The 12565-nt window shown below is 57.9% G+C and carries 13 protein-coding genes; 8 read left to right on the forward strand and 5 right to left on the reverse strand.

Annotated features, from left to right (window positions below):
- Positions 1–34 precede the first annotated feature (34 nt).
- Positions 35–202, forward strand: coding sequence for a DUF2474 domain-containing protein (locus AB7M26_RS09465; protein WP_162830918.1), 168 nt, complete (start codon positions 35–37; stop codon positions 200–202).
- Between the two features lie 71 nt (positions 203–273).
- Here the strand turns inward: AB7M26_RS09465 and AB7M26_RS09470 are convergent, their stop codons facing one another.
- Both AB7M26_RS09470 and AB7M26_RS09475 read right to left on the reverse strand, forming a co-directional pair.
- A complete protein-coding gene (locus tag AB7M26_RS09470; protein ID WP_123498655.1) occupies positions 274–1398 on the reverse strand; it encodes a methyltransferase in 1125 nt (374 codons plus the stop codon).
- A 191-nt stretch (positions 1399–1589) separates the two neighbouring features.
- Positions 1590–2297: an autoinducer binding domain-containing protein gene (locus tag AB7M26_RS09475; RefSeq protein ID WP_123498657.1), complete on the reverse strand. Its 708-nt coding sequence runs from the start codon at positions 2295–2297 to the stop codon at positions 1590–1592.
- A gap of 291 nt (positions 2298–2588) precedes the next feature.
- Here AB7M26_RS09475 and AB7M26_RS09480 point away from each other — a divergent pair, with 291 nt between their 5' ends.
- The gene (locus tag AB7M26_RS09480; protein ID WP_123498659.1) at positions 2589–3365 is read left to right on the forward strand and encodes a ferredoxin--NADP reductase; all 777 of its coding nucleotides are present in this window, start codon (positions 2589–2591) and stop codon (positions 3363–3365) included.
- Between the two features lie 44 nt (positions 3366–3409).
- On the opposite strand, the gene mscL is transcribed toward AB7M26_RS09480, so the two are convergent.
- Positions 3410–3823, reverse strand: coding sequence for a large-conductance mechanosensitive channel protein MscL (gene mscL, locus AB7M26_RS09485; RefSeq protein WP_007895273.1), 414 nt, complete (start codon positions 3821–3823; stop codon positions 3410–3412).
- 285 nt (positions 3824–4108) lie between these two features.
- On the opposite strand from mscL, the gene katB reads away from it, so the two are divergent.
- Genes katB through radA form a run of 3 tightly spaced genes read left to right on the forward strand, consistent with a single transcriptional unit; the run spans position 4109 to position 7675 of the window.
- Complete coding sequence (katB, locus tag AB7M26_RS09490) at positions 4109–5650, forward strand: catalase KatB (protein WP_123498661.1); 1542 nt, start codon at positions 4109–4111, stop codon at positions 5648–5650.
- 57 nt (positions 5651–5707) lie between these two features.
- Positions 5708–6262, forward strand: coding sequence for an ankyrin repeat domain-containing protein (locus AB7M26_RS09495; RefSeq protein ID WP_123498663.1), 555 nt, complete (start codon positions 5708–5710; stop codon positions 6260–6262).
- A 45-nt stretch (positions 6263–6307) separates the two neighbouring features.
- A complete protein-coding gene (gene radA, locus AB7M26_RS09500) occupies positions 6308–7675 on the forward strand; it encodes a DNA repair protein RadA (RefSeq protein ID WP_007937264.1) in 1368 nt (455 codons plus the stop codon).
- Positions 7676–7803: 128 nt separating this feature from the next.
- Here radA and AB7M26_RS09505 read toward each other — a convergent pair whose 3' ends face one another.
- Positions 7804–8172, reverse strand: a complete 369-nt coding sequence (locus AB7M26_RS09505) for a PilZ domain-containing protein (RefSeq protein WP_123498665.1) — start codon at positions 8170–8172, stop codon at positions 7804–7806.
- Between the two features lie 159 nt (positions 8173–8331).
- Between AB7M26_RS09505 and AB7M26_RS09510 the strand changes: the two genes are divergently transcribed.
- The 3 genes from AB7M26_RS09510 (at position 8332) to yjiA (ending at position 11745) form a co-directional block, all read left to right on the forward strand.
- Positions 8332–10398 carry a carbon starvation CstA family protein gene (locus AB7M26_RS09510; protein ID WP_123498667.1) on the forward strand — a complete coding sequence of 689 codons (2067 nt, stop codon included), beginning with the start codon at positions 8332–8334 and terminating at the stop codon, positions 10396–10398.
- A 14-nt stretch (positions 10399–10412) separates the two neighbouring features.
- The gene (locus AB7M26_RS09515) at positions 10413–10610 is read left to right on the forward strand and encodes a YbdD/YjiX family protein (protein ID WP_007895266.1); all 198 of its coding nucleotides are present in this window, start codon (positions 10413–10415) and stop codon (positions 10608–10610) included.
- A 163-nt stretch (positions 10611–10773) separates the two neighbouring features.
- The gene (gene yjiA, locus AB7M26_RS09520) at positions 10774–11745 is read left to right on the forward strand and encodes a GTPase (RefSeq protein WP_429388749.1); all 972 of its coding nucleotides are present in this window, start codon (positions 10774–10776) and stop codon (positions 11743–11745) included.
- A gap of 97 nt (positions 11746–11842) precedes the next feature.
- Here the strand turns inward: yjiA and AB7M26_RS09525 are convergent, their stop codons facing one another.
- Entirely contained in the window at positions 11843–12553 is a 711-nt protein-coding gene (locus AB7M26_RS09525; RefSeq protein WP_123498671.1) for a GntR family transcriptional regulator, read from the reverse strand.
- Positions 12554–12565: the final 12 nt, after the last annotated feature.

A 12565-nucleotide genomic window follows, 5' to 3' on the forward strand; every position in this document is an offset into this window, starting at 1 on the left:
TGAATCCTGCGCCGTTGCAGAGGAGAAAACGATGATGGCTGGCAAACCTGATTTGCAGGAAATCGAAGCCGCCGAGAAAAAGCCGCTGTGGCAGCGGCTCGGCTGGCTGGCGATGATCTGGGCCGGCAGCGTCGTGGCACTGTTCATCGTGGCCACGCTAATGCGCATGTTCATGAATGCCGCGGGCCTGAGTACCCACTGAAATTCCCATCCCGTTGCCTTGCGGCACGGATTTATAACCCTCCTGCGATGGAGGGTTTTTTTTGTCCGTGATTATTTGCGTGCTTTGAGAATCACGAACTTGGGTGTGGCCGCGACTTGCTCGACGCCGCGGAACAACCGCGCCAGCTTGCTGTGATAACCCAGGTGACGATTGCCGACGATGTACAGCGCGCCGCCCACCACCAACGATTCACGCGCCTGCTGGAACATCCGCCAAGCCAGGAAATCGCCGACCACTTGCTGTTGGTGAAACGGCGGATTGCACAGCACCACGTCCAGGGATTGAGGTTCCTGCTCAGCCAACCCATCGCCGGCCCGCACGATCACGTCGCGATCACCCAGCGCCGCGCGCCAGTTTTCAGTGGCCGATTGCACGGCCATGAACGATTCGTCCACCAGCGTGTAGTGCGCCTCAGGGTTTTGCAGGGCACTGGTAATCGCCAGTACGCCGTTGCCACACCCCAGATCGGCAACCCGTGCTGCGCCGAGGTTCTTCGGCAAGTGCGGCAAAAAGGCCCGCGTGCCGATATCCAGCCCTTCGCGGCAGAACACATTGGCATGATTGAGCAGTTCGATCGCAGGGTCGTCGAGTCGATAGCGGGTCGGGTAGGGGGAGGTCGCGGGCGCTTTGTCTTGGGGCGTGGCGATCAGCAGCCGGGCCTTCTTGACGGCCAACGAGGCTTGCACCGGGCCGATGTAACGCTCCAGCAGATCGCCCGCAGCGCGTGGCAAATGCTTCACCATTGCGGCTGCAATCACTTGAGCGCCAGGAGCCAGTTGCCCTTGTAGCCGGATCAGTTGCTCTTCCAGCAGGGCCAGGGTTTTCGGTACCCGGATCAATACCCGGTCAAACGGCCCGACGAATATTTCGCTGGCAGGCACCTTCGGCACTGCATCAAACGTCTGGCCATTGCGTATCAGGTTTTTTTCCAGCCCCTGAAACGCCAGAAACGAATCGCCGCTGCTGGTCACCCGAACCTTGCCCGCCAGGCTGGCGGCCAAAGCGCCGAAGCTGTCGTTGAGCACCAGCACGCGGGTATCGGCTGCCGGTTGTTGCCCGGCCAGATGAGTGAGCAGGTATTCGTCTGCGGCATCAAAGGCTTGCAACGGTTCGTTCGGCTGTTCTGGCTGGCGGATCAGATCGAGTTGAGCGAAGGGGGTTTCGAGCAGAGGCATGAGACGGGGGGCTCTGGGTAATCAACGGAGGATAATCAACGAGTGGCCCGCCGCGCAGAGGCTTATAACGGGCGAGCCATTCCGAGTGGACTACGTCGTGGAATTTCACACGGCATCACTCAGGACTGGATCGCAGATGGTACGGTTTTTTCGCTTGGATTACTCGCGGGGATTACCGGATTCAAACAGATTCAGATGACGCCCACTTTCGCGGCTCTGATCACTGCCGCAATTTTGTTGTTTACGCCGAATTTTCGGATGGCGCCGCGTATATGGAACTGTACCGTGCTTGGACTGAGGTTGAGGATGATCGCGACCTCGTCTGCCGTCTTGCCATCGGCTGAGTATTTCAGCACCTCGATTTCCCGGGATGATAAATGCACTGTGCCTGGTTTTGAGGGTGCAGGCAGTTCTTTCGCCACAAGCCCATGCAGGTGACGGCTAATGAACAAGGCGTAGCCCAGATTTTTATACAGATCATGCGTCGTAATCGGACAGTGGCTTCTGGCCAGGCTCAGCATGCTGCAAAGCCCGTTCTCATCATGAACGGATTGGGACCAGCCATAGCGCAAGCCTTGCTGTTTTTGTGCTTGCCACAGTGTGGGTGTCTTGCAGAAGATTTCTTCCTGCCAAAGAATCGGTAATTCGGAATGATTGCAATGGGCTAGTATCGGGTCGACTTCACTGAAGTGCTCTTGTTCATATTTTGTGTTCCATTCGGTGGGATAATTATTCAGATTGATCGTATGGCGGCGTATCCCCCTTACTTGGGATGTTATTGAAAATGCACAGAAATTAAAGCCAAGATTTTTAACAAGACTGAGAGAAATCTCGTACGCGGTCTCTATTTTCTGAGCGTAAGAAAGCTGCGTTAACTGTGACTCCTTCCACACTTTCATGGGGTAGCTCCATTGCGGCCTTACTGTCGTTGGTGCTGATTGGATCCGATATCCGGCACGTCACGATTGTAGGAGAATTCCTACATGCGTGGTGGATTTTTTTGCTCTAAAAAAAAATATGCAACTGCATAAACCAGTTCTTAGCTTACTAACGGATCAACAGGAATCAACTGCATATCATATTTGTATTTCTACTGTTTGGTGAGGTGAGGCAAAGCCATTACAAATCACCGGTGTTTATACCTTCTGCTTTGCGGGACACTGGCGTTATCTGTTGAATGGAGCGACCCAATGACTGCCAGTGCAGAGAAATTCACACGCCAGACACTGCTCGACGTCCAGCCGTTGACTCCAAACCTGTTTACCCTGCGAACCACCCGGGATTCGGGCTTTCGTTTTCGCGCAGGGCAATTCGCCCGGCTGGGCGTGACCAAGGCCGACGGCAGTACAGTGTGGCGGGCTTATTCCATGGTCTCGTCCCCCTATGACGAGTTCCTGGAGTTCTTCTCCATTGTCGTGCCGGGAGGGGAGTTCACCAGTGAACTGAGCCGGCTGGAAGTCGGCGATACGCTGCTCGTCGATCGGCAGGCCTTTGGTTATCTGACGCTGGATCGCTTCGTCGATGGCCGTGACCTCTGGTTGTTATCCACAGGCACGGGGCTGGCGCCGTTTCTGTCGATCCTGCAGGACTTCGAGGTGTGGGAGAAATTCGAACGAATCATCCTGGTCTACAGCGTGCGCGAAGCACGGGAGCTGGCGTATCAGGAGCTGATTGCAGGGCTCGCCCAGCGCGATTATCTGGCCGAATACGCGCACAAGCTGCAGTTCATTGCCACCGTCACCCGCGAGCAGCATCCGGGGGCCCTGAATGGGCGGATCACGACACTCATGGAAAGTGGCGAGCTAGAGCGCACGGCCGGTGTAGCGCTGACAGCCGAGCATTCGCGGGTGATGCTCTGCGGTAATCCACAGATGATCGATGACACGCGCAAGTTGCTCAAACAACGAGACATGCGCCTGAGCCTCAGTCGACGACCCGGCCAGGTGGCAGTGGAAAACTACTGGTAAACAAACGGCGCCCTGAAGGCGCCGTTACTTGGGGCAATCAGTCATCAGGGCTGATTGTTCTGAGCCTTGAGCAGATCGCGAATCTCTTCCAGCAGCTCTTCTTCCTTGGTTGGAACCGGCGGCAGGGTGGGCGCAACGGCCTCTTCACGTTTCAGGCGGTTGATGGCCTTGACGCCCATGAAGATCGCGAAGGCGACGATGATGAAGTCGATCAGGCTCTGGATGAACTTACCGTAGGCCAGCATCACCGCCGGGACATCACCGTTGGCAGCCTTGAGCGTAATGGCCAGGTCACTGAAGTCCACCCCACCGATCAGCAAGCCGATTGGCGGCATCACCACGTCGCCGACAAATGACGAAACGATTTTGCCGAAGGCGGCGCCGATGATGATACCCACGGCCATGTCGACCACATTACCTTTGACCGCGAAGGCCTTGAACTCACTTATCACGCCCATAGGTTATTTCCTTGTTACAGATGAGGTTGGTGAACGCAGTGTAAATCAGCAAAACGGCTGGCGCTCGAAACACCGCCTTACAATGCTCGCTCTTATCGACACATCTTCCGGCAATTAGTTTACAAAGTGCTACCATTCGCGCGCGACTAACCGCTCTAGACCGGGTATTCCAGAACCTTTTCGCTATCGGCTCGGTGCGGCATTTCTATTTATGTTTTGGCCTTTGGGTCACTAGCCTCTGTGGGGCGCACCTGGATGCGCCTTATAAAACCAGAGGAAACTTCCATGACAACTCCCCTTGGCCTCGGGGCTTTTCCCTTCCCTCGTACCCTTGGCGTTCTGACCGCCAGCCTGCTGTCCTTCTCCGTCAATGCAGCGACCTTGACCCGCGATAACGGTGCCGCCGTCGGCGACAACCAGAACTCGCAAACCGCCGGCGCGACCGGGCCGGTGCTGCTGCAAGACGTGCAACTGATCCAGAAACTCCAGCGTTTTGACCGTGAACGCATTCCCGAACGCGTGGTGCATGCCCGTGGCACTGGCGCCCATGGCACGTTCACCGTAACCGACGACCTCAGTGACCTGACCAAGGCCAAGGTGTTCGCCGGCGGCCAGAGCACGCCGGTATTTGTGCGTTTCTCCGCTGTGGTCCATGGCAACCATTCGCCGGAAACCTTGCGTGATCCGCGGGGGTTCGCCACCAAGTTCTACACCGCAGACGGCAACTGGGACCTGGTCGGCAACAATTTTCCGACCTTCTTCATCCGTGACGCGATCAAGTTTCCAGACATGGTTCACGCCTTTAAGCCAGACCCGCGCACCAACCTTGACGATGATTCCCGTCGTTTCGACTTTTTCTCCCATGTTCCAGAAGCCACTCGCACCTTGACCGAGTTGTATTCCAACTCCGGTACGCCGGCCAGTTATCGGGAGATGGATGGTAACGGTGTACATGCCTACAAGTTAGTGAACGCCAAAGGCGATGTGCACTATGTAAAATTCCATTGGAAAAGTTTGCAGGGGTTAAAGAATCTCGACCCTAAAGAAGTGACGGGTGTTCAAGGTCAAGACTACAGTCATATGACTAACGACTTGGTCGCCAATATTAACAAGGGCAACTTTCCTAAATGGGACTTGTACATCCAGGTTCTAAATCCACAAGACTTGTCCAAGTTTGATTTCGATCCATTGGACGCGACCAAGATCTGGCCAGGTGTGCCGGAACGAAAAGTTGGACAAATGGTGTTGAACCGCAATCCGGCGAATGTTTTCCAGGAAACCGAACAAGTGGCCATGGCCCCGGCCAATTTAGTTCCGGGTATCGAACCTTCGGAAGATCGCTTATTGCAAGGACGAGTGTTCTCATATGCCGATACCCAACTGTATCGTCTGGGGGCCAACGCTCTGCAGTTGCCGATCAACGCACCCAAAGTCGCCGTGAACAACGGTAATCAGGATGGCGCAATGAACATCGGCGCCAGCAGCACCGGCGTAAATTACCAGCCAAGTCGCCTGCTGGCCCGTGAAGAGCCGCCAACCGCGCGTTACAGCCAGTCGACCCTGTCGGGCAGCACGCAACAGGTGAAGATTCAGCGCGAGCAGAACTTCAAGCAGGCCGGCGATCTGTATCGCTCGTTTAACCCGAAGGAACGTCAGGACCTGATCGACAGCTTTGGTGGCTCACTGGCCACTACCGATGACGAGAGCAAGCACATCATCCTGTCCTTCCTGTACAAGGCCGATCCGGAATACGGGACCGGAGTGGCCAAAGTAGCCAAGGGTGATCTGGCTCGGGTCAGGGCGCTGGCGGCCAAACTGGTCGACTGATCCATCTGCCTGAAGCGGGGCCTCATGCGAGGTCCCGTCTGATCAAGGAGTTGCGTCATGCGTTTTTATCTTTCTGTGTTTCTGGCGTGCTGGTCGCTCAGTGTGTTCGCCGGGCCTGATGTGCAAGCCTCGAAGAACCCTCAGGCGCTGAAAGCCCAACTACAGGATTACTATTTTGATGCCGCTCGACGCGGTGATGTGCCGATGCTCGATACCTTCATCGAGGCCGGCTATTCCCTCGATACCCGCGACAGCAAGGGTTACACCGCACTGATTCTGGCCGCCTATCATGGCCAAAGCGCTGCAGTGGAGCGTTTGCTCGCTGCCGGGGCGGACGCCTGCGCCCAGGATCAACGCGGCAACACGGCGTTGATGGGCGCGATTTTCAAAGGCGAAGTGCAGATCGCCAGGACCTTGCTGGCCGCTCATTGCAGTCCCGATCAACGCAATGGCGCAGGGCAGACTGCCGCGATGTACGCCGGGTTGTTCAAACGCGTTGAGTTGCTGGACGCGCTCAAGGCCAAAGGGGCGGACATGAACGCCGAAGATCCGCTGGGCAACAGCGCCGCGCGTCTGGCCAGCGGTGAAATCCGTACGGCGCCGCCGCGCTGATCCGCGCGAGCTGAGCTATCATCGCGGTTTTTGCCGGGAGTTCAGATGGCCAAGGCCAAGCGCATGTACGGCTGCACCGAGTGTGGCTCAACCTTCCCCAAGTGGGCCGGCCAGTGCGGCGAATGCGGGGCCTGGAACACGCTGACCGAAACCATGGTCGAGAGTGGCGGCGCCGCAGCCCCCAGCGGGCGCACCGGTTGGACCGGCCAGCAGGCGCAGATCAAAACCCTGGCCGAAGTCAGCGTCGAAGAGATTCCGCGTTTCTCCACGGCGTCCAGCGAGCTGGATCGCGTTCTGGGCGGCGGCCTGGTGGATGGCTCGGTGGTGTTGATCGGTGGTGATCCGGGTATCGGCAAGTCGACCATTTTGTTGCAAACCTTGTGCAACCTCGCCAAGAGCATGCCGGCACTGTATGTCACCGGCGAAGAGTCCCAGCAACAAGTGGCCATGCGCGCCCGGCGCTTGGGCTTGCCTCAGGATCAGCTGCGGGTGATGACCGAAACCTGCATCGAAACCATCATCGCCACGGCCCGGCAGGAAAAGCCCAAGGTGATGGTGATCGACTCGATCCAGACGATTTTCACCGAGCAACTGCAATCGGCACCGGGGGGCGTTTCCCAGGTGCGCGAAAGTGCAGCATTGCTGGTGCGTTACGCCAAACAAAGCGGCACGGCGATTTTCCTCGTGGGCCATGTCACCAAAGAAGGCGCGCTGGCCGGTCCCCGAGTGCTGGAGCACATGGTCGACACCGTTCTGTATTTCGAAGGCGAATCCGATGGACGCCTGCGTCTTTTGCGGGCAGTGAAAAACCGTTTCGGCGCGGTCAACGAATTGGGCGTGTTCGGCATGACCGACAAGGGCTTGAAAGAAGTCTCCAACCCCTCGGCGATTTTTCTGACCCGGGCCCAGGAAGAAGTCCCGGGTAGTGTGGTCATGGCAACGTGGGAAGGCACCCGGCCGATGCTGGTGGAAGTCCAGGCGTTGGTGGACGACAGCCATCTGGCCAACCCTCGCCGGGTAACGCTCGGACTGGATCAGAATCGCTTGGCGATGTTGTTGGCGGTTTTGCATCGACATGGCGGCATTCCGACCCACGATCAGGACGTGTTCCTCAACGTGGTCGGCGGGGTGAAGGTGCTGGAAACCGCTTCCGACCTGGCCTTGATGGCGGCGGTCATGTCCAGTTTGCGCAATCGGCCGCTGCCCCATGATCTGCTGGTGTTCGGTGAAGTCGGCTTGTCGGGTGAAGTGCGCCCGGTGCCGAGCGGCCAGGAACGCTTGAAGGAGGCGGCCAAGCACGGCTTCAAGCGCGCCATTGTGCCCAAGGGCAACGCGCCGAAAGAGGCGCCGCCGGGGTTGCAGATTATTGCCGTGACGCGCCTGGAGCAGGCATTGGACGCGTTGTTCGAATAACTTTCAGATCGATACAAAACCTGTGGGCGCGAGCCTGCTCGCGATTGCATTCTTTCATTCAACATATTTGTTGCGGTTGAATCAGCTATCGCGGGCAAGCCCGCTCCCACAGTGTTTTGCGGTAGTTTCTAGATCTCGATCAGGGCGCCCAATTCGCGCTCCAGTTCCTCGGGATCGCCCAGGTTGAACTCAATCAGCCGCCGCAGTCGTTCAATCGATTCCAGGCTGATGTGTTTGCAGACAAACCCGAGTTGACCATGGTCATCGTGGGTCAACATCACATCCATCTTGATCTCTACGTCTTCATTAAGATGAATATCAACCAGGAAATGCCAGTCTGGATTACCCAGCCACGGCTCGGGCTTCTCGATAAGCAGCCCCTTGAGCGACAGGTCGATCAACTTCACCGGCCAGATGAATTCCCCTTGGCTCAGCTCGGTTCGGGCATCGAACGCAAAACGTTTGAAGCGGCGGCGATCAGCAGGGTGGTCACTCATGGCTCAATCCTCTGAATGTCCGCTGACTATAGACCCGCATTGTTAAAGCCTGCCAGCCAAGACGAGGCCCTGGATCAATGTCGGGGTATGGCCTTTGCTGTCAGTAGCGCTAAACTCCGGATGGCTGTCTTTCTTGTCCACTCTGGCTGGAATCATAAAATGAAAAATAATAATAGCCTGCTACGCCACCTACCCTGGCTGCTGCTGGCAATCCTGGGAGCGTGCGCCCTGGGCGTAGTGGCATTGCGCCGAGGCGAGGCGATCAACGCCTTGTGGATTGTGGTCGCCGCCGTGGCCATTTATCTGGTCGCGTACCGCTACTACAGCCTGTTCATCGCTAACAACGTGATGCAACTCGATCCGCGTCGGGCGACACCCGCCGTGCTCAACAATGACGGTCTGGACTATGTGCCGACCAACAAACACATCCTTTTCGGTCACCACTTCGCAGCCATCGCTGGCGCGGGGCCGCTGGTCGGCCCGGTCTTGGCGGCGCAGATGGGCTACCTGCCCGGTACGCTGTGGCTGATTGCCGGCGTGGTGCTGGCCGGTGCGGTTCAGGACTTCATGGTCCTGTTCATGTCCACCCGCCGTAACGGCCGTTCCCTGGGCGACATGGTCCGTGAAGAAATGGGCCGCATCCCCGGGACCATCGCGCTGTTTGGCTGCTTCCTGATCATGATCATCATCCTTGCGGTGCTGGCGCTGATCGTGGTCAAGGCCCTGGCCGAAAGCCCGTGGGGTATTTTCACGGTGATGGCGACCATCCCGATCGCGATGTTCATGGGCATTTACATGCGCTACATCCGCCCGGGCCGCATCGGTGAAATCTCGGTGGTCGGCGTGGCATTGCTGCTGGGTTCGATCTGGCTGGGCGGGCAGATTGCCGCTGACCCGGTGTGGGCCAAGGCGTTCAGCTTTACCGGAGTCCAGATCACCTGGATGCTGATTGGCTACGGTTTTGTCGCTGCGGTACTACCGGTGTGGCTGATTCTGGCGCCGCGTGACTACCTGTCGACCTTCCTCAAAATCGGCACCATCGTTGCGCTGGCGATCGGCATCCTGATCACCATGCCCGAGCTGAAAATGCCGGCATTGACCCAGTTCATCGACGGTACCGGGCCGGTGTGGAAGGGTGGGTTGTTCCCGTTCCTGTTCATCACCATTGCCTGTGGCGCGGTGTCCGGTTTCCATGCGTTGATCTCCTCCGGTACCACGCCGAAGTTGCTGGATAACGAGGTTAACGCCCGTTACATCGGTTACGGCGGCATGCTGATGGAGTCCTTCGTGGCGATCATGGCCATGGTGGCCGCTTCGGTGATCGAGCCAGGCGTGTACTTCGCCATGAACAGCCCGGCGGCGGTCGTCGGTGGTGACGTGGTGGCTGTGGCACAAGCTGTCAGTGGCTGGGGTTTTGCAATTACCCCGGAAGCGCTGCAAGCGGTGGCCAAGGACATCGGTGAAACTACGATCCTGGCGCGTGCCGGTGGCGCGCCGACCCTGGCGGTCGGTATCGCGCAGATCCTGCACAGTGTGCTGCCGGGTGAAAACACCATGGCGTTCTGGTACCACTTCGCGATCCTGTTCGAAGCGCTGTTCATCCTGACGGCGGTGGACGCCGGCACCCGTGCGGGACGCTTCATGCTGCAGGACTTGCTCGGCTCCTTCGTGCCGGCGCTCAAACGCACCGAATCCTGGACCGCCAACCTGATCGCAACCGCCGGTTGCGTGGCGATGTGGGGTTACCTGCTGTATCAAGGCGTGATCGACCCACTGGGCGGGATCAACACCTTGTGGCCACTGTTCGGCATCTCCAACCAGATGCTGGCGGGTATCGCGCTGATGCTGGCAACTGTCGTATTGATAAAAATGAAGCGCCAACGCTACATCTGGGTCACCATGTTGCCCGCCGTGTGGTTGCTGATCTGCACCACCACCGCAGGCTTCATCAAGCTGTTCGACGCCAACCCGGCAATCGGCTTCCTGTCGTTGGCGAAGAAATACAGCGATGCGTTGGCCAACGGGCAGATTCTGGCCCCGGCCAAGAGCATCGAGCAGATGCAGCACGTGATCTACAACGCCTACACCAACGCAACGCTGACCGCACTGTTCCTGTTCGTGGTGTTCAGCATCCTGTTCTATGCGCTTAAGGTCGGCATTGCCGCCTGGGGCACCAAAGAACGTACGGATAAAGAATCGCCGTTCCAGGCTCAGCCGGATGCGTAATCGAGGATTGCACCATGTTCAATGACCTGAGTCGCCTCGGTAAATACCTCGGTCAGGCCGCGCGCCTGATGGTCGGCATGCCCGACTACGACAACTACGTCGAGCATATGCAAACCAAACACCCGGACAAACCGGTGATGAGCTACGAGATGTTCTTTCGCGAACGTCAGGAAGCCCGTTACGGTGGCAAGGGTGGGCCGAAGTGCTGTTGACCCGGTTGTCGGGTTAATAGCAATCCCTGTGGGAGCTAGCCTGCTAGCGATGGCGCCTGAACATTCAACATCACTGTTGATTGACAGTCCGCCATCGCTAGCAGGCTAGCTCCCACATTTGTTTTTGTGTTGATTTCTAATTTTGTGAAACAGGAGATTCCAGTTGTCCTCTCCCATCCCAGTCACGATTCTCAGCGGCTTCCTCGGCGCTGGCAAAACCACGCTGCTGCGCCACCTGCTCAAAGCCGAGCACGGCCTGAAAATCGCCGTGATCGAAAACGAATTCAGTGACGCCGGCATCGACACCCAGCTGTTGGGCGACGAGCCGGTGCAAGTGATGACGCTGTCCAACGGCTGCGTCTGCTGCACCATCCACACCGATTTGACCAAAGCGCTGTACCTGCTGCTCGAACGCCTGGACAGCGGCGAAATCGCCTTCGATCGTCTGGTGATCGAATGCACCGGCTTGGCCGACCCGGCCCCGGTGGCACAAACCTTTTTCATCGACGAAGAACTGCGCGAGCGCTACATCCTCGACGGCATCATCACCCTGGTGGACGCGGCCCACGCCGACCTGCACCTGACCCAGACCATCGCCCAGGCACAGATCGGCTTTGCCGACCGCTTGCTGGTGAGCAAGCGGGATCTGGTGGACGAGCCGACCTTCACCGCCCTCAGCGAGCGTCTGACGCGCATCAACCGTCGCGCGCCAATCCGCGTGGTCGACCACGGCAAGATTGATCTGGCCGAACTGCTCGACGTGCGCGGCTTCAACCTCAATGCCGACCTCGGTGGTGGCGTGAGTTTGCGCCCGGTGAGCAAGTCGCCCTCCATCGATCGCATTTCCAGTCTGGTGTTGCGCACCGACAAGCCGCTGGATATCGACAAACTCAGTGAGTTCATGAACGAACTGCTGGAAGACCACGGCAAGCAATTGCTGCGCTACAAAGGTGTTTTGAACATCCTTGGCGAACCGCGGCGCATGGTGTTCCAAGGGGTGCTGAAGTTGTACGGTTTCGATTGGGATACCGAGTGGGCGGACGATGAGGCGCGGGAAAGCGTGATCGTGTTTATTGCCGATGATTTGCCGGAAGAGAAGATTCGTGAGGGGTTTGCGCGGGTGGCGGCAGGCTGAAACGTTTGTAGGGTCAGTGTTGACGCCATCGCGGGCAAGCCCGCTCTCACAAGGTCAGCGGTGAACCTGTGGGAGCGGGCTTGCCCGCGATAGGGATTTAACCGGCAACACAACAATCCAGGCTGGGGATATTACCGGAGTTCAGCAGTGCCTCCTCAAGATGATCCAGACGCCGGTTCATCAACATTTCGGCCGTCGTAACATCCTCACGCTCCACTGCATCAACAATCTCCGCGTGCTCCCGCCATCCGCAATAATCACCTGTCAGCGCGTCATACCGCGCAATCGCCAGCGAAGTCAGCGGCACCAGAGAGCCAAGAAAATACGCCAACGGTGCGTTCCCCGCCATTTCGGCCAGTTGCAGATGAAATTCCCCTGACAATCGAATGACCGGACCACGTGCTGTGCATTGGCGTTCGCTGTCGATCAAGGCGCGCAGGCGTTTCAAGTCTTGCGGGTGAGGTTGCTGGCAGGCCAGTCGAACCAGCGTAATCTCGGTCAGTCGTCGGGCATGCAGCGTCTGGCGAATCTGCTCGACATCGGGCGCGGCGACTCGGGGGCGATGGTGGGTGCGAAGGATAATGATCTGCTGATGGGACAACTGCGTCAGCACGCCACGAATCTCACTGCGTCGAGCGCTGAACATCTGCGCCAGGCTGTCTTCGGTAAAACGACTGGCTGCATGGATGCGCTGTTCGAGAATGGCGTCGAAGATCCGTGAATAGAGATCATCCACCGGCAGTTTCCCGGTGTCGGTTCGGGAGAAGGGCAGGGCAGTGAATATCTGTGGTGAGGCGAAGCTGTTCATGGCCTGTCTCCA

Source organism: Pseudomonas sp. F-14 TE3482 (assembly GCF_053629455.1).